Genomic DNA, 21,057 nt, shown 5'->3' with positions numbered 1-21,057 from the left:
TGGATAACGCTGGATAGTATTTCGGCACTTATCAAATACCATGGATAGTACAATGTTTTAAAAATCAACACTTTACAAATTATTATCCAGACTATCCACATTATCCAACGAAAAATTAGCTTTCTGGTTGGAATAGAATTTTATTTGTTATTTTTACATCAGCCAACACGAATTTCCTCTTTTAAAACTGCGCCAACTTTAAATAAAGTAAGATGAGCGCTAGAATTTTATTGCCTGTTTGGCCCCACGTAAAAAAGTATTTAGAATTTCACTACGGTGAACAAATGGCCGTTAGCAATCGTGGTACAGCTTCTTTCCTTTTATTCAATATGCTAGAAAAGCATAAAAAAGGTGATCCCTCGACAATAAAACCATCGCAAAAACTTATTGATAATGTTTCTTTTATTGGATATCCTATTTATGTTGGTGATAAGGATGAAGCATTAAGGGGACTGTTCTTAAGTACAGATAAGATCAAACGCTTTAATGAAAGCATAGATAATGCATTGCGTGAAGAAATGTACCGGTGGTGCAATCATCCCAATGCAGATGATCATTATGTTGATTACAATATCATCAGGTTCCAGAACCATTATAAAATCACTGAAGATGAACTTCCCTTTGACAACTTGAAAAGGTGGTACTACAGGGAACGAAAAAGAATATTCCAAAGAAGCCACACGGAGGTTCAATACGTGGCACAATTGCAACTATCATATTAATATTTCAATTAAATAATAAATCATGAATCATTACGAAGGTGATAATTTCGGCAGTCTGGCTAAAGTTGAATCTATAGAGCATTTTAATGTTAAATCATTAAACCCGGTAACCCTGATGCCTGGGGCTGCTTGGAAAAATATACCATTTAAGGAAGAAACTGGACAGAAAAGGTTAAAAACTGATGATACTGAAAACGGAACGGTTTATAATTATTCCGGATCTTTCTTTATTTCCAACATTAGGAAGGAAGTAGAAACAGAGTTAAATCCTTTTCTGGGGCAGATGTTGATGCTTAGGGTTACAGATATGAATGGCTTGGTATCAATTATTGGCGCACCTGGTATGCCGGTTACCTTGAAAAAAAACCATGACACCGGTAAAAAGTATACAAACGAAAATGGTACAGAGTTTATTTTTGAAATTGATCAGTCATTTCCTGAATTGATGCTGGTTTAACCTGTCCTTTCGCCTGCATTTAGCAATACGGATGTTTGTGTTCACAAAGCGTAATAGCAAAACATAAACTAATCCGTATTGCATGAGCAAGCCAGTACTCCGAGTTGTAAGAAATGAAGCCAAAGCATCAGCCCAGATTTTTCTTTACGGGATTGTTGGGGAATATTGGTACACTGACAGCCCTGTCACTGCCAGAAACTTACAACGTCAATTATCTTTATTGAGTGATGTTCCTGTCATCCACCTTCATTTAAATGGCCCAGGTGGCGATGTCCATGAAGGTCTTTTGATGTGCAACATCATTAAGGCATCAAAAAAAGAGATCCATACCTGGAATGATGGTATTTGTGCCAGTATGATGGCGGTTATTCTGGAATCAGTTCCTGAAGGTCGCAGACATGCTGCAAAAGCATCATTAACCATGTTGCATAGTGCTTCAACCATTGCCTGGGGTAATGCACAGGATATGCGGGACACAGCGGATATGCTGGATAAGCACGATGACGTATTAGCAGAAATCTTATCTGATGCAACGGGTCTGACACTGGATCAGGTAAAATCTAAATGGTTTGATGGTAAGGATTACTGGTTAACCGCTAAAGAAGGCGAAGCTGAGGGATTATTTACCATTGAGGACTACGATATCTCAGAAATACCTGATGATGCCGTAAATCAGCCATTGGATCAGATTGCAGCTTTCTATTCTTCACCAAAAAATCACAACAAAAATCCACAAATAAATAACGAAACCATGTTTGGAAAAGACAAATTTAAATCATTGTCAGCCCTGGCTAAGCTAGCTGTAAATGATGTTACCCCTGAGCTTGTAGCAGCCGTAAATGACGAATTGGAATCAGAGAAGATTCCAGGCGTAACCCTTGTTCTGGATTCGGAACTGCAAACTGTTTCAGATAAAGCTGAAAAGGCAGATCAATTGGAAGCTGATGCTAAGATTAAAGATCAGAAGATCAAAGACCTTGAAAAAACCGTAAAAGATCAAAAAGCACTTCTTGATGATCCTGCTGAAGAGATTGAAGGTGTGGTAACCGATAAAAAAGATTCAACTGGTGAAAAGCCTGTTGTGAACGCTTTTGAAACTTCATTCGATAGGGAGTTAAAAGCTCGTTTAGGTAAATAATAGATTATAAACTCTACAAACACATAAAATGAAAAATCAAAAAATTAGACTTCATTCCGCCCTGATCATATGTGCCTTGATAGGCTATTTTACTGGTGTATTAGCCTCATCCTTTTGGGTAGGCTCTGGAATTGCCATTGGATTAGTTTTGCTCGGATCACACCCAAAAGAAGTGGGGGCTTTATTTATGGCAACTCCAGATACTTCGGCACTGGCAGCATATGCTGGTAAATATGAACGTGCGTTGTTTTCAGCAATTAGGGCAAAACTAACCATATTCAATGATCTTAAAATGATTCCTGGTGTAACCAGCGCTATTAGGTTAACGAAACTTACTGTAAAAGATGGTACTAGAGGGTATAGAGAAGATTTTGATTCTGCGGATGATGACCTGTCTTATAGCGGTAGAGATCTGGCTGTTTCGTTATTGAAAAGGGATTTCAAGATAAACCCATTGAAATATCGTACGACTTGGATGTCAGAAGTTATGAAGCCAGGTATTAATATTGATGACATTCCGTTTTCAAAATTTGTTAACGAACAAATGGCGATAACTATTGGCGCAGAAATACAGAAAGGTTTTTATCTTGCTGTTAAAGGTGATGAAAGCACTTTGGCGAAATGTTTTGACGGGCCAGGCACATTAATCACTAAAGCAATTGCTGATGAAGTAGCTGTTGCCGGTACAGGTATTGTACCAGTTGTAACCGGTGCATTGACGGACACTAATGCAGTTTCAAAATTCGAACTGATGCTTACAAACACTCCTACAGAGTTCATTCAAAATGGGCTTGAGGTGAAATGTTCTGTTGATTCGGCAAGAAAGTTCAATAAAGATTTTAGAGAGAGATACAGCAAATACACCGAAAAGGATGATATGGGTCGTACCATTCTCGAAGATACCGCAGGAAAGGTTGTCATTAAACCATGTACCTGGATGGGAACTTCTTCCAGACTTATCGTTACACCTTATGAAAATATGCTGGTAGGACTTGATGGCATCGGTGACACAGATAAGATTCACACTGATGTTGAATTGGAAATTATTAAATACAGATGGTTATTCAATTTAGGCGCTCAGTTTAGAGACATTCAAGCTGTAAGGGTTAACGATCAGGCGTAATTAACAAATTTTATCATTAGTCCCGGTTTGGCCGGGACTTTAACATTCAAATATGGATATCCAGAAACTAATTGAATCTTTATTGGCCGAAAAGGAAGGTGCCACCAATAAAGATAAAATGGGTGCAATAGTTGATAAAGCTATTGCGGCATTAAAGCAGATCAGCGAAATGCCTGCTAATCTAATGGTGGAATCAATCACCGAAAATTTTAAAGAGATCATCATGAAACAGGACAATGAAATAGTTGTCCTTAAGCAACAGGTGGTCGATGCTGAAACTATTGCACAGGATGCTTTATTAAAGTTTAATGGCGCTTCAGCTTTAATTCCAAAAGGCTTGAAATTAAAGGTCGAAGGGAAAAATGTAAAAGTAAATTTTGGTGTTAACTACAATGGCCAGAACTACACTGCACAAGAATTGGTTGAAAAACCTGATTTAGTTGCAGAGTTAGTTGAAATAGGTTCTGGCGCTGTAACAATTTTGGAGGATTAACAATATGGACTACGGAACTATAACAGATCTTGGCCTTAGCTTCGGTGATGGCAACGAAAATCCAAGTGGCGTTGCCGAACATGGATTTTTCATCCCACTTTCTTTTTTTGTTGATGGCACCGGCTTAAAAGCACCCACTGCGGGAACTACAGCGGCAAGCTTGGTCGAAATTACAGGGGATCACGTGTTAAAAGCAGGTAAAGCACCAATTCCAATTACACCTCTATTTTCTAAATCAGGGATAAATTGGGAAAGCGTTGGTGAAGAGTTGAGCCAAATTTTTCAAACAGGAGCTGAAGCCTTTATCCCAGATAATTCATCTAAAAGCCTTGGTACTGGTCAGGCAATTAAAAACTATCGTGGGATTCTTTTGATTGGAAAGAATGATGGATCTAATCATTTTTGGCAACTGGGATCGCAAATGATAGCTGCGAAAGTTACCAAAATACAAGGCGGTACTGGTGTGGGTCCTACTGGTGAAGTTGGCTCTAAAGTTACTTTCCAAAGTCATGGTGCGGCCCCTGTTTATGTTTACAAAGGCGCAGTTCCAGCACCAGCAGTTTAAATACTATGAAAGATCCAGAAATCAAATTGCTACCGGAGTGCGAAGGTAAATACAAAGTAGTCAATACGCACCTTCCAACGCTTTACAGTCCTATCGGTTTCATTGACTTCAGAACAATGACCGTTGAGCAGGCTGAGGCACTTCTGAAAACTGAAACCTCTTACCTGATAAGAGTAAAGAAAGCGACTGCATAGTTCATAATTATAGGTTTAGATTGATTGAAAGCTTCTCAGAAATGGGAAGCTTTTTTTATGTCCTTTATCATTGTGAAAAGTAAATGCAGCTTTGCCAGATGAATAAATAACGCCTCGGTTCCCTTCGTAATTTCTCACAAAAACAAAAAGAATGCACTAATGCAAATACCGAGGCGTAAGCCAGGCAGGTTGTATCAATGCATTCTGTTTTTGTGAGAACTCAAAACTACGAATATAAAATGAAACCAAAATTAAAAACACCAATTTCCTACTATGGTGGGAAACAGAAGTTAGCGGATAAAATTACTTCCGTAATTCCAGAACACACACTATACTGTGAACCTTTCATAGGTGGCGGGGCAGTATTCTTTGCAAAAGAAAAATCAGAAGTCGAAGTACTGAACGATACAAATAAGGAGCTGATAAATTTTTATAGGGTTGTTCAGAACAACTTCATAAGCTTGGAAATGATGATCAGGATATCATTGCATAGTAGGGACATGCATAAAGACGCTGCAGTGATTTATAATTACCCGCATATGTTCAATGAGGTTAAAAGAGCATGGGCAGTGTGGGTGCTTAGTTCTCAAAGTTTCAGTGCTCAACTTAATAGTTCATGGGGCTATGATATCAGTAAGAATACAACAACAAAAAAAATCATGAATAATCGTGAGCGTTTTACAGAAGAAATGGCAGTTAGACTTCAAAACGTACAAATAGAATCAGCGGATGCATTATATATTATTAAAAGTAGAGATCGTGAAGCTTCGTTCTTTTATCTTGATCCGCCCTACTTTAATTCTGATTGCGGCCATTATGATGGCTATTCTGAGCAGGATTTTGAGAACTTACTAATATTAATTTCAGAAATTAAGGGTAAATTCTTGTTGAGTTCCTACCCATCTCCGTTACTGCAGAAATATGCTAAAAAGTTTGGGTGGCATATGTGGAGTATCGAGCAGGGCGTAACGATCAACAACAAAAGCGGGTACATAAAGAGGAAAGTTGAAGTTTTAACCGCAAATTATCCCATAAGCTAATACTTTCCCTGTCCTTTCCTTAAACGCCTGTTATGAGCAATTTGCAGCATGCAGGAAATAAATGCGTGGCTACAAAATGGACTTGATTACAAAACAGGAGCTGCTTTGTATATTAAATATGGCAACAACACTTTTTTAAAGCGGTTGTTGGAAGCTGATCCCACGCCATATACAACTGAAAAGCTGGAAGCTGAACTTCGCAAGATGGCCCCGGAATTAAATGTAATAGCTGATAAACCCAAACTAGAGATAAAGCAACATGCCCCGGCTCCGTCAGAACAGGTGGAGCCGGTTAAAACTCCTGATCAGTGCAAATCCAATACTGAAGATTTAAAAAGATACCTGCAAATAAAGGAAGATCAAAAAACATTGTACCGGCAGTTAGAACGTAACATGACCGAACTGGACATGAGTAAAAACGAACCTTTTTTACTGCTTACTGCAAAAAACATTCTTTCCTTACATGGTAAAATCAGGGACAGATACAAGCTGATTGATTACTTCGATCTAAACGGAGAATTCCCAGACCTGAAAGCCAAAATACAAAGAACCCCTGCAGAAGAAATACAACTTTTGCGGGTTTCCATTTATAAAGCAAAAATAAGACTACAGTCCCCTGGTTGCAGGGATATCGAACAAACAAAAAAACTTATTACTGAAAGTCAAAACCGAATTATTGCTTTGGGAGGTAAGATAAAATCATGAGCGGAATTCCAATTTTAGCAAATTTACTTAAGCCACGAAACATAAAGGTAGAAACGCCTTATGATGCCATTTTAAAAGCTTTTTTATCTGGCACAATGGATCAGCTGCCCGCTGATCAGAAAGGTATGCTAGATAGGTGGAGAAAAGCCGATGCACTGATGCGCAATGGTGAAATTATTAAAAAAGGGAAAAAGGATATTGTCCAGCCTTATAATTTTAGCCGGTTAGCCGATTACCTGGTTGCTGAATATAAAATATCCTACCGGACTGCCTATGATGATATAGCCAGTGCAAAACGTTTCTTTCTTTCTACCTATTCACGGGATGATAAAGATTTTGCTAGGGGAATTATGATTGAATGGGGCGAAAAGATGATGTGGGAAGCCCAGAGCAATGGAGATTCAAAAAGTGCAGCTGCATTTTTCAAAGTGCTATGTGATATAAAAGGGCTCATGAAGGATGATCCTGATCTACCTGATTACGCTAATATCAATATTCCCTACTTTAACCTAGTTGCAGATCCTTCAGCGTTGGGCTTCCCTAAACTTGAAGATCCTGATGCAGCTGTTGCCAGGATCCTCGCAAAACGCAAAAAGGACAAAATTGATATCATTCTATCTGATAGCGAATCAATAGATTTTACTGAACAAAATGGAAGTTAAGGACATCTGGCTGAATAAACCGCAAACGCTTTCCAGATTGATCATGGCCCCGGAAGAATACGGGGTTTGGGCACGTGCTACTGGAAAGACAGATGAGCCTATTGCAAATCGGTCATCTCATGGGGCCAACCAAATGCCAAGAGGCACTACTGGTGTAATTGGAAACACTTACATGCAATTGCTCGATCGGACACTTCCACCCTTGTTTAAAGCATGGGAAAAGATGGGTTACATTCATGGTGTTCATTATTGGGTAAGGCAACGCCCACCAGCGAAATTAAACATCCCTGATCCGATCTATAAAGTTTTAGATCCATCGCACTATATATTTTGGTACAATGGGCATGTGATGTACCTGGTTAGTCAGGATAAGCAAGGGTTATCAAACGCAAAATCTTTTGACGCTGTTGTTGCTGATGAGGTCAAATTTCTAAATTATGATCAGTACCTGGATGAGGTTGTACCGGCAAACCGGGGAAATGACGAAATATTCGGCCACCTTTGGGAGCATCACATGGTCACCATGTACACCGATATGCCCACGCATAAAAAAGGCAGGTGGATATTGGATAAGGGCCAGCAGGTTAACTTTGATGTAATTGGCCAGGTGCTATCCCTCCAGATCAGGTTCAATGAAATGATGGCTGAATATGAGGACGAAAAGTGTACCGAAACTCGCAGAAAGATTCTCTATAAAAAACTATGCGATTATTACAAAGCGATCAGTGAGCTGAAGATGGGGGAACTGTCTACTGATGGTGGTCGTAATAGTCTGGTATGGTACTCCGAAGCTTCAGCCCTTGAAAACATAAAGATCCTGGGTGAACGTAAGTTCCACCAATGGATAAGGGAAATGAAGCAAAGTGTACTTGATACCTCTATCTTTAATGAAAAGAACCTTTCTGTAGAGAACGGTTTCTTTCACCTGTTGGACAGGCAGCTACACGGGTACAACTCATACGACTATAACTTTATCGATAGCCTGGGACTTTACCTACCTGATGGGGTTGTTAAAGATTGCAGGAAGGACAATGACATTACAAGGAATAAGCCTCTGGACATTGCATTTGATTATAATGATTCCATTAAGTCCCTTGTAATTGGTCAGGATAGCAGCAGGTTCTACCGTGTACTGAAGTCTATGTTTGTATTACGTAAAGACAAGAAGGTGCTTAGTGACCTGGTTGATGAGTTCGTTGAGTATTATAAGTATCATCCATGCAAAGAAGTAAACTACTTCTATGACAACACTGCAACAGGTGGTAATGCGGCCAACCTTAAGTCCTATTCGCAACTGATCACTGAACAGCTGAGGGAAAAGAAATGGAAGGTTAATATGCGTCACATCGGTGGACAGCCAAAGCAGCACGTGCGGTTCAGGTTATGGGAGATTGTTCTTAAAGAAACATCAAACAAGTTCAAGCCGGTTAGATTCAACCTGGACAATGCAGATCAGTTGCTTTGTTCAATGGAGCAGACCGGTAGCCGTTCCATTGGAGATAAACTATTCGAGAAAGACAAGACACCAGAGCGATCCGGTAAGGTCGCACCGGAAGATGCACCGCACTTAGGTGATGCCTTTGAAACCCTCTACATCGGTAAGTTTAAGGAGGAATACGGGTACAATGACGTGTCTAGTAGCCTCATCATCTCTGATTAAACAATACTATCCCTGTTATATGCCCTTTCAAGCCAATGAAAGGGCTTTTTTGTGTTTTCCATTCAAAAAAGGGCAAATCATATATCAGCAACTCAATCGGGCAAACTTTCCCTGTCGGATAGTGCGTGGCGTGGTGAACTCTGTCCCGCTGTAACTGTTTTTTTTGAAAATTCGGCATTTCTAACTCATTTTCAATGATTTGCATTTTTTTTCACTGCAATGAATTTCAGCCATTTTTTTAGGTGTCTTTCCCTGTCCTTTCGCACGCACGCATATGTATGGATTTTTGGGAAATGGGAATGATTAGAATTGTAGACATGCTCAACGTAATGAACCAGAGGGACGGAAATGGAAATTTTATTCCGTTCGGCTCAATTACATGGGTTAAATGCAACCTGAAGGATAACACCGGAGGCGAAAAGATCACACTTGCAAATGCGGTACTGGAAGGATCTGGAAAAAGCAATTCAAGTAAAAAAAATCCCAACCATTTTGAAAACTACACCCGGAATATCAGGGCATTCGATGGAGATCGTATAATGAAAATCCATGTGCTACTGATTACCCGGTTTAACGGTGATAAAGTAATTTTATGAACAAACCATCTGAAGCTGAATTTATTGGGGATAGCCTGGCCTTAATCGGTAATGGGGAAGTCATAGTAAACTATGCTACTCCTGAACCGGAGATAGAGCTGGATTCCCCACGTCCAAAGGAAACAGGTAGCAATCCAATATCTTTCTGGGGTGAGGCTAATGACTTTCCGCAACAAATCATTCAAAAGGTTGAGGCAGATACTGAACTTGGAGCATTGCTTGACTGGAAAGGGCGCTTATTGCAAGGAAAAGAAGTTATTGCCGTTGTTTTAAAGTTCAATGAAACGACTAAAAAGTTTGAAACTGAAAGAATAGATGATGATGAAATCAATGGCTTCTTAGCGAGTATACCATTTAACCGGTATTGGAGAGAAGCTTGCGTGGATTTCACTTGGTTTCAAAACATTTTCCCCGATATGGTTAAGTCCAAAGGTGGGGATAAGATAGCAACGCTAAGCGTTCATCAGGCCGCATGGTCAAGGTTCAAGAAAATGGACAATACAGGAACCATTGTCAATCTATATGTATCGGCAAACTGGCCTGATGCGAAGCCAGAAGATGAATATACCAAAACTTACACCGTAGTTGATCCTTACAGGTCTACCGTCATAGACGATTTAAAAAAGAAAAAAGCCCTTAAGCGCTTTGTATACCCTGTTAATTATCCTTCACCTGGTAAAGCATATTATTCACTTGCTCCGTGGGTTTCCTTTGTAAATTCTGATTGGTACAACATTAAAAAGCTTATACCTGAATGGAAACTAAAGTTCATGAAGCGCATACTTTCAGCAAGTTATGTAGTTACCATTCCTGCGGGTTATTGGCGTTTGGCAAATAAGGATTGGGACAGCCTCGAAAAGGATGAGCAGGAAAAAATTAAGAAAGCCAAAGTGGCGGACATGAATAAAAAGCTTACTGGTATCGAAGGCGTTGGTGCCACTCTGCTTTCCGAGGTCGGAACAGATCCCAGCGGCAACCCGGTTAATGGTTTTACCTTCACCCCTATTGCTTCAGGCTTTACCGATGGACAGCATTTGGAAGATAGTCAGGAAGCCTCACAGCATTTAATGCGTGCCCTTAATGTTGATCCTACACTGGTGGGCAATGGCCCAGGGAGAGGTAAGGATTCCGGTTCCGGATCAGATAAAAGAATTGCGATGAATATTCAAACAGCTCTTCTTCAGCCTTACAGGAATGTAATTCTTGAACCTTTGGTGTTTGCAGCACTATACAATGGATGGTTTGAAAGGTACCCCACTCTAAGATTCCCGGTTGTTGAAGTGGAATTGCAAACACTTGATCAGGGTGCTACATCAAAAATAACAGATCCGGTTACACCTAAGAACCCAGAGGCATAATGGCATTGATCGATAACGTTCAGGACATCAAAAAGCACAACAGTGCAATTTCCATTCAAATGGAGCTATCAGGCGTACAATCATTTATTGATGACGGAATTGATAACCATATCATTCCGGCAATTGGAAGAACAGTATTCAATGAACTGGTAGCGGCCAAATCCACTTTAACAGATGTACAAAAACCAGCATTTGACTTCGTGCAGAAATCATGTGTTGGCTTCCTGCTAGCATATTTCTCCGTATCAGGTGCCGTTCAGATAAACAGCGGTGGTATATATGTAGTAAAGGGTGCAAACAGTGCCCCGGCATCGGATAAGAAGCTGATGGCATTAAGGAAAGATGGATTTGAAAAGGGATATAATGCCTTGGAGTTTGCTGTTAATTATTTAGAAGCAAATAAAGACAGTTTCCTAACCTATAAAAATTCAGAAGAGCGTAAGAAAAACCGCTCCATGTACATTAATTCATCTGCTGAATTTCAGGAATCAGGTGTAAACATAGGAAACAATGCCCAGCTGTACCAGGTACTCAGAACTTACCAGGAAGATGCAGAAAGAACCTATCTGAATAACTTAATTGGAGCAGATTTAAATACACTATTACGGGGCTTAATCTTAAACGGTGGGGCTAGTGAGATCCAAAAAGAGTTAATCAAGGAAGTGCAACGGCCAGTGGCAAGCTTTACGATGCTGGAAGCTATTCCTTATCTGGCACTATCCATTGATGCTACGGGTATTTACCAGTTAAGTGAAACGGTTGGTGGAATATCTGGTAATGTGGAGAACCGTACAGCTGCTGAGATTAACCGGGTTCAGATCGCTATGTATCGACTTCAGCAAAAAGGTGAAGGCCAACTGGAAACGTTACGCAAATGGATCGCAAAGCATAAGGATCAGTTCCCTGAATATACCGTTCCAGATGCAGTTGATTTAAATGATGATCCTAACAGCAACATTTATTTTTTATGAGAGATACAAATGAAAGCATTGAAAATAGGGCAATAACCATTAGCCTGAGAATGGCATGGACAGTGGTAGTCAGCTTGGCAATTGGTAGTGTGTCAGTAGCTGGGGTTTACTTCGGAGTGATCATAAAATTCAAAGATGTCACAACTGAGATCAATACCAACAAAACCTTTCAGGACGGAAAGAACCAGCTTTACGATCTGCAACTGGAAAACATAAAATTAAACGCTCAGAAGCAGGAAATTGACCTGAAGGAATACAAAAGACAATTGGATTTAAAAAAAGATAAACAATGAAAGCGACCACTATTAAATTTTTCAAGGAATATGCAGCATTGTTTGCAGCATTGATGTTGTTCCTGGCATCTCCTTACATCATCAGGATCTTTTACCCAACAGCTGGGGCGTATGATCCGGGGGTGCTACAGCTACAAGCTATTACAATTTTTACTTATGCAGTTTATCAGGCTATAACCTGGAGCATCACTAAAGGTATATGGCCTGCAATAGGCCGATATATGAAATCAGGATTTAATAATGACTTCTTAAACTTAGAACCATGGCAAAAAATAAAAGTTTCCTTATTTGTATTCTTCTCCATTTTGGCTTTGCTTGTTTTGCTCAGCAAGGGATTAATGCCCCCTCAATAAGAGAGAAGATTCGTGCAACATATTATAGTCAGATAGGTGTTAGAGAACTGACAGGCCGGAATGACGGGATTCAGGTTGAGGCTTATTTAAAGTATGTCTGGCTTAAAAAAGGTGATCCGTGGTGTGCCGCAAATGTTTCCTGGTGTTTTGGTCAAAACGGATTTAGTAAACCCAGATCAGGTGGATGTGTTCAACTCATGGAGCAGGGCGAAACTATTTATCTGAAGGGGAAAGTAAAGGAAATCCCACAAATGGCAGATGTATTCTATATCTGGTTTGAAAATAAGGGAAGGGTTGCTCATACGGGATTTATTGATAACTGGTCTAACACCTGGGTAACCACTGTGGAAGGGAATACCAATGCTGCAGGAAGCCGAGAAGGTGATGGTGTTTACAAAAAGTATCGAATGAAAGGGCAAATCTATGCCGTAGTAAAATACATAAAATGAAAAAACGTATTAACATCTGGACTGCGTTCCTGATTGGATTGCTGTTCTTTTCCTTCATTTCTGGTTGTAATCTCATCCATAAATTAACAACAAAAAGCAAGGTCACGAATGACAGTGCTATTATTCAGGATATTAAAAGCACTACAAAATCGGCCGATAGCATTGCTGTTTTAAAGATTGACACTTCAAAATCTACCATAAAAACAAAGGAAAAATCATCATCGAAAAAGGTGACTGAAGTAACCATTGAACTGGATAGCAATATTAATCAGGATGTCGATACCACCGGCAATAGTCCTATGGATAAATTGATCAATGCCGCTTTAAAGCGGGCCAAAAGCATAAGGATGAGGGTTGAAGAGGAACAGCACAAAGAAAGTCAAAAGGAGGAATCTATAAATAACCATAAGTCGGAATCCACTTACAGTGGTAAAAAGGAAGAATCCAATTTAAACAGTTCGACCAATAACCGGCAAAAATCTACCTCTAAGGATGTTCAGCGTGATGTAAAGAAAGATAGTACGATAAAAGCGAACCTTAATGGCTGGTGGTTTCTGATAATTATTCCTGTACTGATTATTGGTTTTTTGATATATAAAAGATTTAAATGAATACTATAAGCATCGCTGGACAATCCTTTAAAGCGCCTTCATCATGGGAGGAATTGACTTACAAACAACTGTTGATGTGGGTTAAGATCATATCTAAGGATATAACCCTGGATGAAGCGTTTTCAGTGGCAGTGGTAGTATTTTATGGGATTCCGAAAAAACTGTTTTTCAGCCTGAACCCTGTACAAAAGTTTGAGCTAAAAGAAACCCTTACTTTTCTATACGGAGAAAATAAACTGGTAACCTGGTTAGTGCCATTCTTTCAGATCAGGTTTAGAAAATATACGGGGCCGGAAAACAGGCTATCAAATTCTACCATTAAAGAATTCAGGCATACAGAAATGTATTACAATGCCTACAATAGAAACAAAAACCCCAAATTTCTGGATTTACTGATTGCTACACTTTACCGACCTAAAGCCAAAGTTTTGCAGGGCAATGATCTCAGGGAACCATTTAGTGAGATACGTATCAGATCCAAAGCTTCAAGCATGCGAAATTTGAGTAATCCCCTGCGCAGTGCAATCCTTTTTAATTATGAGGGGTGCAGGAACTTCATTTTTAAAAAGTACCCCATGATATTCAAGCCAGGGGCTAAAAAATCGGATGCAATTCCAGACATGGAAGATTTAATTAAAACTGTTGCCGGGGCAAAATTTGGGAACTTCAATGAAACCGAAACAACTGGCATCTATCTCTTTTTGGATGATCTTAAAGATAAAATTGAAGAATATGAAAGGAACCAGAAATAATGTTTGATGAGGAACTTTATGTAAGCTATTTTGAAAACCTTGCTATTGACAGTAAGGATATCAACCATACTGAATCGGGTAAATCTTTCTTTTACATCGATGAGCCTGACGATACTGAAGAATTTGATAACGCTTTAAGAGATTCCGCTACTTCACCGGTTTTCCTGCTTACTGCTGATCAGGGTGAATTTGCAGATGCCCAGAGTAACAATCACACACAGGAGATCAGCGGCCAATTTTATGTACTGGCCAGAACCGGTGATTTATTGAGCCGTAAGCAAGCCCGGAAGTTGTGCCTTCCGATCATCATACAGTTTCTTGCTAAAATGAAAAAGGATGCCGGTAGAAAAGCAATTCTACCGGGTAAAAATGTAACGTTTACAATTGATAAAGTTCCATACCAAAAAGTAGGGCCAATGAATACACAATGGTACGGATATACGGTTTGGTACACGTTTACGTGTCCTTTAGCTTTTACCGTTTCTTCCTCATCTTGGCGTACAATTACCTAATGATATATGTCTGTAGTCTTAACAACTCCACCACCGGTTTTAGCCCTTAGCGCAGATAAGATTACTGCAAAATTCACCTGTACCGGCATTTATGATCAGGTAGGTGTAAAAGCAATTAATTCTGTAGCTGTACCTGATGTTGCCCCTGGCGTGCAGATCGTATTACAATACGGATCTCAAACGGTTACCATGACTGCTGCAATAACTCCTGATGATAGCGGTTACCAGTTTCATGGCTCAACCGGAGGGCTAATTATCCCAATATGGGCACAAATAGAATGCTTCAAAGCGAATTATATATTAAGCAGAGATTTCGATATAAGCTTATCACCTGGTGGTTTGTCTCCAATTCTTTTGACCGCAAAAAAAACAGGCCTAGGTTTTAATATTACCGGATATAATACCACGCCTGGTGTAACTGAAATTATTAAATCGAACTATGGAATACTGTTTAATCTTTACCTGGAAAATGCAGATAACACGGGTTTCGATTTAGTTTATGAAGCAACTTTAACAGCTGTTATAGGTACTTCAATAATCGCTGAAGCTATAATTGATGATAAGCTACACGATAATATTACAGCTGAAATCTTTAATAATTTACCGGATGTTCCAGAAGATAGCCCCTTGCTTTGTAAAAAAAGCTGTAGACGTTATTATTTTGAATATGCTGAATGTTATGGTGAACCATTGCAGATCAGAAAACGCAATACCTCCGGCATATTTACGGTAATTCATGGTGGTATGTCCTATATTGGTCAGGGCACGAAAACAATATCCAATGTATTATTTCCGCCATCTGCCAGACATCGGTTTATAAAACAAGGAGAAAACATTTCTTTTACACGGTCTAATCAGCCTCAATACCTATATTATTACAATCCGGGGATAACATTTGCTGCTAAATTAAAATGTCGTTTGAGGTTTACTGATGGCAGTAAGGCTCAGGTAGATCTTCATTCTTTCTCACTGTTGGAAAAACGTAAGTATGCATTCAATGTTACCTACGCTGAAGTTTATACGCCGTTGGATCACGGAAATAAAATACTGTTAGGTTATGAGATATGGCTGTCAACCGATCAAGGTGAACGTATCACAGAAACCCAAACATACCTGATGGATTACCGGCCATTGCAATATATCAGATACTTTTTAAATTGGAGCAGCTGGGGTTCTTTTGATAGCCGGATGTTCTATGGTAAAGGCAGTACAGAATTTGATGTTGTGCAATCTGAAGCTACTAAACCTGAAACAGCACCTTCCGATCTGCGAAAAGGAACTTCTTTGGTTTTTGATGTTAAAATCAGCAGCAAGCTTTCTGTAACAACTGGTTTCATAAAGAACAGATCTATTCTGATATTTATGAGGGATTTCTTTTTGTCTCCATTAAAGTATCGAATTGCCGGAAACCAACTACTTCCGCTTAAAGTCACCACGAAAACGATTACTGAAATAGAAGATGGTAACAACCTTTTAGCTCAAAAATTCGAATATCAATACCTGTATGATGATCATGCATTTACCGAGGGTGATGTACAGGAACCCGGCATTATTTACATCGATGAAAACACCGGCTTTGCCAATATTTATCTAACTGACAAGGAATATAAATTCCTGGCTACATCCATTAACCACGATTTAATAACCATTTAAAATGAGTGACGAATTATTACCTACCCCGCCCCCAGGAGAATTATCCCCAATTGATGAAATCCCAAATGCTAGTTCATTGATGAATGCCAAAATTTTAGGGATTAATAATGATGGTACCACCAAACTTTTCAAGATCTCCGATATTAAGGGAGACTATAAGGGTCAGGCAGTAATTGAAACCAATCCCGGCAGTCCGGTATTGGCTCAGTTTTATTCAGCCAAACCAGGTGTATATACCCATTTTAAAGATGCAGACAATTTATCTTTAGTAATTCCTGCAAAAGTTGGTGATGATTTTGTGTTAACCGCTGTTTTAACTTTTGACGGAGAACATTGGAGCGCAATGTATTCTCCAATTGAGATTTCATTAGAAGGCTATGCTGACAGAAAAGCGATTGATGATAATTTTAACGGAACTCAGGAAATCGTTTCAAAAGGAAAATCATTTAATACAACCCTTTTCCCCCCATCATTTTATTTCAATGGAGACGTTTTTTCGGGGGCTGGATCTCCATTAGGTAATCCAGCGATAAAATTCAATATTGTAAAGTTCACGATTAAAGCACAGAGTACAATTATCACCAAAGTCCATGTTCGAATTACCAAAAATAATAGATTCGGTGATGTATTAGGATTTAAGCAACTTAATGGATTAAGTCTGGCAGCAAATACTGAACACCTGATTACGGTGGTTTTTGATACAGTAATAGATAATACAGCTGGATATCAGTTATACTTCGAATATGCAGCTGATCAGAGAACCGATACCTTCGGGGTTGGCCAAAGTGATCATAACCCATTTCCTCAATCTGACTTTGCCATTTCTTCTTATAATATGAATGGTTCTATGGTGTTCCCGTTAGAACAAGATACATCTACCGGCCCTGATCTTGGAACCGGTGTTTTGGTTGAGTTCTTTAACGATGAGATGGTATACACACCCAATACGAAATTATTAACAGAAGTAAATAATGAAATTGTAACAGCACATCCAGCATTACCTTCACTGCAAGAAACTACTGATTTACTTAATAAAACGTCAGAGCTCATAGACGTTTTTGAATCTGCGGAAGAACCATTATTAAAAGCTGTTTCAAGTTACCAGGATACCAGCTCAACATTCTCTGGCTGGTTAGCTCCAATTGGCAGCCCTCAAAACTTTAGCGGAATTAACTTTAATGTTAGAGCAAGGGGAACGGAAGTTACCGCCATCTATTGGCAAATATGCAAAGCCAGTGATTTTTCAATATTGGCTTCGGGAACAAAAGTTGTGAGTGTTCCTCCCGCCACTTCAAAAGATATTCCGATTGGGTTCACACAAATTGTTAATGCAGGTAATGATGAGTTGCTTTTTGGCTATAAAGCAAATCAGTTTATTGATGCATTTGGAGTAGATACAAATGAGGAATCGATATTTCCTAATCCCCCATTTACAATCGCCCATTATGTTGTTAATGGTAATTTAGAGGCCAGCTTCAATCCAATATCGTCCGGACAGAGAAACTTATGGGTTCAAATTGGGGCGTTTGTAACCAAGGCTAAGCCTACGGAAGGCTTTATGGAACGAATACAGAGTGAAATCGATTTTCCCCCACCAAGTGGGATGTTTGTCCCTTACGTTAATATTATCCTTAATTCTAAAATTTACGCACTAGTTGGAAAGCAAACCAATATATATTTTAAAAACATTCTGGATACCAATATTGCATTTGACCTTTTAGATATTGATGTTGTGTGCCTCGTTGGTACTCAATATGAGAAATTTTTGAGATTTGATCCTGTAGCCTCTGGAAACTTTGACGTATCAATTAAAGTGAGGTACCAAAATGTTTTATTGGCAGCTTACAATGGGAAAATTAATATCTCAGATACAGCAAATGGTACGGGTGAAGCACTCCATATAAATCTTTTTGGAGATAGCACAAATGCAGCTGGTCAGCCTCAGCAAATTATAATAGATGAGCAGGTCACTGATCCGTTAGATATTATCTTCCAGGGATCACTAGGCACTGCACCTAACTTATTTGAAGGTCGTGGGGGTTGGACTATAGGCGATTATGCCGGAGCAGGAAGAACATTCTATAAAATACCAGTTACGGGTCTAACAACAACGCCTGCGCCTGGTGCTATCTATACAAACAACAGCTCTACATTTGGGGTAAGAGAGATAAATGTTTCCTCTGGAACCGGCTATATTTCTATTGAAAAGATTTCGGGGCCAAATGATCCACTAACAGACGGAACCCTGATTAAAGATTCCGGTACTGGCGATGCTAATATTCCTTATACCGGTATGTCTGTTGTTTCCGGCAATCCCCTCTGGAATCCAGGGACATCTGCTATTGACTACAGCTACTATTTAACAAATAGGGGCCTGACAATGATATCAGGCGATATTTTCGGTATTCATTTAGGCATCAATGATCTTTATGGCTCTCTTGATGATGAATCAATGCAGTATAACATTGATGCAATGATCACACTTTTGAAATCTATTTTAACCAAGGTTCACACTGCAGTACCTGGTATTAATTGTGCGATTATGTCACCTATAATGCCATCAATTAGCCAGGATGCCTTTGGTGAAAATGGAGGAACTTATCAAAACAGGGCCAGGTACGTTAGAAATATACAATCCTACCAGAAAAGGTTGATTTTAGAATTTGACAATATCGATGCTGAGACTGATAAAAATTTCTTAATACCCTGGAATGCAATAATTGATACTGAAAATAATTTCCCTAAGCAGCTAGTAGATGCGAATTCAAGAAACACGGATCAAATAGTACGGTACATCAATGCGGTACATCCTGTTACCCCTGGATATAATCAAATGGGAGATCAATTAAAGGCGTTCGCTAAAAGTATAGTATAAAGGTTATGCTTAAAATCCTAAACGATTCCGGTAAAGCCCTTGAATTAAATTACGATACTACTATTCCGGTAGAACGAAACAATTCATTATTTAACGATCCTGACAAATTTGTACAGGATATTACTTATTCCGGAAAGGCTAAACTTACCCCAAACAACAAGATATTCATACAATACGGTCACCTGGTAGAAGCAGACCGAAAAGTTTATGAATTACCGGTACGGGTTCTTTATTCGGGTGTGACCTTCTTTGTAGGGATTTTCTCTTATAAAATAGTAAGTAATGAAATAGAATTCATTTTAAAGGTAAATTATGGAGCTGTTGCTAAAAAGTTAAAACATGCTGGAGTAAGAGAAATTTATACGTTTGATCCAGATTATAGCCATCCAACTCAGGCAAACTTTCAGGCCCACATGAAGAATACCTGTGTTAACCCACTAAATTATAATTGCGTGTTTTTTCCTGTATTCAATGACAAATGGGATGACAGTGGGCTTGATATAGCATATAAGATGATTAATTATTGGGATCATGAAGCCCAACAGTTTAAAGTTGATAAAGGCAGGCCCAACACCATTGAAGCACCTTTTTTTAGACTTTCTTATTTAATCAAAAAGATGCTGGAATACTTAAATTTTAAAGTTGAAGGCGGATATTTCACTGATCCTGATGAGCTGAACATATATGTATTTACAAGGCGGGCAATGCTAGGATATGGGATTCTTCCAAGTTTAGGATATTTGCCTGACATTAAAATGAGCGAATGTTTAAAACAGGCGGCTCAAAGAAGGAGAATAAGTATTGATTTTGATGCGCCCACAAATACAATTTCAGTCGAGACCCCTAAATCGGTTTTAATCAATAAGGAATACATTGATATTTCACAGTATATAGAAAGTATTCAGTCTATTGCGGCTCCTGAACAAAAAGGTTACAGCGTAAAGCTAAAATTGGACGAAAGCGATCCGGCATGGAACACAGGCATTGGAGATGCGCCAGTTTATAAGGCTCCATACATTTTAAAGGTCGGTCAGGGTGAAAATGAAATTGAAATGGAAATCGGGACTCTTCGACTAAAGGAAGATGAAACAGCTAATTATCCCCAAAATCAGCAAACCTTCAGTATTTATCAGACTGAAGACATAAATACGTGGCCAATCTCACTATTGCATTACAGTGGAATGAAAAATGTTGCTGGGGGAAAAGTTTTCCCACAGGCTAAGCCTTTGGATTTAAATGTTGATGATGCATTGTGGTGGCGTTTTTTGAATGCAAGTAAGCCATTAATCATAACAGCCAATATTCCCCCTTCCATCGTGGAAAGAATGAAACCAAGAATTAAACTAGGATGTAAATCTGAACAGGGACATTTCTTCCTGGTACTCCCTAAGAAAATATCTTATGCCTTTCAAAACAAAAAAACGGATCTGATGAGGGTTAAAATAGAGGCTCATACAATGGATGTTGGAAATGATACAACTGTTTTCATTGACACAATTGATCCAGAAGAAATTGTGTCCCGTTCGATATCCAGGTATAAAGCATATTGGGACCCGAAGGTTCATGGCTTTAATGAACTGAGAATTGAACGTATCCCATTATCCGGATCAACAGCAACATATGGATTTACACCGATTACCCTGCCTACTGATGATGGCGGTGCTGGTGGCGATGTTGGTACTGCATATCGTATACAAGGCCCGAGGGATTCTCCTAATGAAACCAGGTTATATTGCAATACGCCACCTAAATATTATGTGGCTGTAGGTGTAAAAGGATCCTTTGTGGCACACTCAGGTTATTATACGTTTGCACCTTTACCAATTGGTGCTGGTGTCCCAGATAATACGAAACCAATATGGATTGTATTTTAAG

Annotated in this window: 22 protein-coding genes; all 22 read left to right on the top strand. The window is 39.1% G+C overall.

Annotated features, from left to right (window positions below; all coding sequences use genetic code 11):
• The first annotated feature begins 212 nt into the window (after window positions 1-212).
• The 22 genes from DBR40_RS24390 to DBR40_RS24285 all read left to right on the top strand — a co-directional run bounded on the left by DBR40_RS24390 (window position 213) and on the right by DBR40_RS24285 (window position 21,056).
• Entirely contained in the window at window positions 213-722 is a 510-nt protein-coding gene (locus DBR40_RS24390; RefSeq protein ID WP_124562338.1) for a hypothetical protein, read from the top strand.
• Between the two features lie 22 nt (window positions 723-744).
• A complete protein-coding gene (locus DBR40_RS24385; RefSeq protein ID WP_124562337.1) occupies window positions 745-1,179 on the top strand; it encodes a hypothetical protein in 435 nt (144 codons plus the stop codon).
• 82 nt (window positions 1,180-1,261) lie between these two features.
• Complete coding sequence (locus DBR40_RS24380) at window positions 1,262-2,317, top strand: Clp protease ClpP (RefSeq protein ID WP_124562336.1); 1,056 nt, start codon at window positions 1,262-1,264, stop codon at window positions 2,315-2,317.
• A gap of 28 nt (window positions 2,318-2,345) precedes the next feature.
• Window positions 2,346-3,440, top strand: coding sequence for a hypothetical protein (locus DBR40_RS24375; protein WP_124562335.1), 1,095 nt, complete (start codon window positions 2,346-2,348; stop codon window positions 3,438-3,440).
• A 52-nt stretch (window positions 3,441-3,492) separates the two neighbouring features.
• Window positions 3,493-3,933: a hypothetical protein gene (locus DBR40_RS24370; RefSeq protein WP_124562334.1), complete on the top strand. Its 441-nt coding sequence runs from the start codon at window positions 3,493-3,495 to the stop codon at window positions 3,931-3,933.
• 4 nt (window positions 3,934-3,937) lie between these two features.
• Window positions 3,938-4,498: a hypothetical protein gene (locus DBR40_RS24365; RefSeq protein WP_124562333.1), complete on the top strand. Its 561-nt coding sequence runs from the start codon at window positions 3,938-3,940 to the stop codon at window positions 4,496-4,498.
• 5 nt (window positions 4,499-4,503) lie between these two features.
• Entirely contained in the window at window positions 4,504-4,692 is a 189-nt protein-coding gene (locus DBR40_RS24360; RefSeq protein WP_124562332.1) for a hypothetical protein, read from the top strand.
• Window positions 4,693-4,931: 239 nt separating this feature from the next.
• Window positions 4,932-5,732 (top strand): DNA adenine methylase, encoded by an 801-nt coding sequence (locus DBR40_RS24355; RefSeq protein ID WP_124562331.1) that lies wholly within the window; start codon window positions 4,932-4,934, stop codon window positions 5,730-5,732.
• Between the two features lie 48 nt (window positions 5,733-5,780).
• Window positions 5,781-6,437, top strand: coding sequence for a hypothetical protein (locus tag DBR40_RS24350; RefSeq protein ID WP_124562330.1), 657 nt, complete (start codon window positions 5,781-5,783; stop codon window positions 6,435-6,437).
• A complete protein-coding gene (locus tag DBR40_RS24345; protein WP_124562329.1) occupies window positions 6,434-7,099 on the top strand; it encodes a hypothetical protein in 666 nt (221 codons plus the stop codon). Before DBR40_RS24350 ends, DBR40_RS24345 begins: the two co-directional genes overlap by 4 nt.
• Window positions 7,089-8,759: a hypothetical protein gene (locus DBR40_RS24340; protein ID WP_124562328.1), complete on the top strand. Its 1,671-nt coding sequence runs from the start codon at window positions 7,089-7,091 to the stop codon at window positions 8,757-8,759. Before DBR40_RS24345 ends, DBR40_RS24340 begins: the two co-directional genes overlap by 11 nt.
• A gap of 299 nt (window positions 8,760-9,058) precedes the next feature.
• On the top strand, window positions 9,059-9,355 hold the full coding sequence (locus tag DBR40_RS24335; protein ID WP_233603979.1) for a hypothetical protein: 297 nt from the start codon (window positions 9,059-9,061) through the stop codon (window positions 9,353-9,355).
• A complete protein-coding gene (locus tag DBR40_RS24330) occupies window positions 9,352-10,713 on the top strand; it encodes a hypothetical protein (protein ID WP_124562327.1) in 1,362 nt (453 codons plus the stop codon). Before DBR40_RS24335 ends, DBR40_RS24330 begins: the two co-directional genes overlap by 4 nt.
• Entirely contained in the window at window positions 10,713-11,684 is a 972-nt protein-coding gene (locus DBR40_RS24325; protein WP_124562326.1) for a DUF6712 family protein, read from the top strand. The genes DBR40_RS24330 and DBR40_RS24325 overlap by 1 nt, the downstream gene beginning before the upstream one ends.
• Entirely contained in the window at window positions 11,681-11,977 is a 297-nt protein-coding gene (locus DBR40_RS24320) for a hypothetical protein (RefSeq protein WP_124562325.1), read from the top strand. Before DBR40_RS24325 ends, DBR40_RS24320 begins: the two co-directional genes overlap by 4 nt.
• 262 nt (window positions 11,978-12,239) lie before the next feature.
• Window positions 12,240-12,779: a peptidoglycan-binding protein gene (locus DBR40_RS24315; RefSeq protein ID WP_233603978.1), complete on the top strand. Its 540-nt coding sequence runs from the start codon at window positions 12,240-12,242 to the stop codon at window positions 12,777-12,779.
• Window positions 12,776-13,390 carry a hypothetical protein gene (locus DBR40_RS24310; protein ID WP_124562324.1) on the top strand — a complete coding sequence of 205 codons (615 nt, stop codon included), beginning with the start codon at window positions 12,776-12,778 and terminating at the stop codon, window positions 13,388-13,390. Before DBR40_RS24315 ends, DBR40_RS24310 begins: the two co-directional genes overlap by 4 nt.
• Window positions 13,387-14,142: a hypothetical protein gene (locus DBR40_RS24305; RefSeq protein WP_124562323.1), complete on the top strand. Its 756-nt coding sequence runs from the start codon at window positions 13,387-13,389 to the stop codon at window positions 14,140-14,142. Before DBR40_RS24310 ends, DBR40_RS24305 begins: the two co-directional genes overlap by 4 nt.
• A complete protein-coding gene (locus tag DBR40_RS24300; protein ID WP_124562322.1) occupies window positions 14,142-14,654 on the top strand; it encodes a hypothetical protein in 513 nt (170 codons plus the stop codon). The genes DBR40_RS24305 and DBR40_RS24300 overlap by 1 nt, the downstream gene beginning before the upstream one ends.
• Before the next feature lie 6 nt (window positions 14,655-14,660).
• Window positions 14,661-16,307, top strand: a complete 1,647-nt coding sequence (locus tag DBR40_RS24295; RefSeq protein ID WP_124562321.1) for a hypothetical protein — start codon at window positions 14,661-14,663, stop codon at window positions 16,305-16,307.
• A gap of 1 nt (window position 16,308) precedes the next feature.
• A complete protein-coding gene (locus DBR40_RS24290; RefSeq protein ID WP_124562320.1) occupies window positions 16,309-19,182 on the top strand; it encodes a hypothetical protein in 2,874 nt (957 codons plus the stop codon).
• 5 nt (window positions 19,183-19,187) lie between these two features.
• The gene (locus tag DBR40_RS24285) at window positions 19,188-21,056 is read left to right on the top strand and encodes a hypothetical protein (protein WP_124562319.1); all 1,869 of its coding nucleotides are present in this window, start codon (window positions 19,188-19,190) and stop codon (window positions 21,054-21,056) included.
• Window position 21,057: the final 1 nt, after the last annotated feature.

Source organism: Pedobacter sp. KBW01, assembly GCF_003852395.1.
Classification (GTDB): domain Bacteria; phylum Bacteroidota; class Bacteroidia; order Sphingobacteriales; family Sphingobacteriaceae; genus Pedobacter.
The sequence above is the reverse complement of the archived record's forward strand: the minus strand, read 5'-3'. Positions and strand labels throughout refer to the sequence as shown.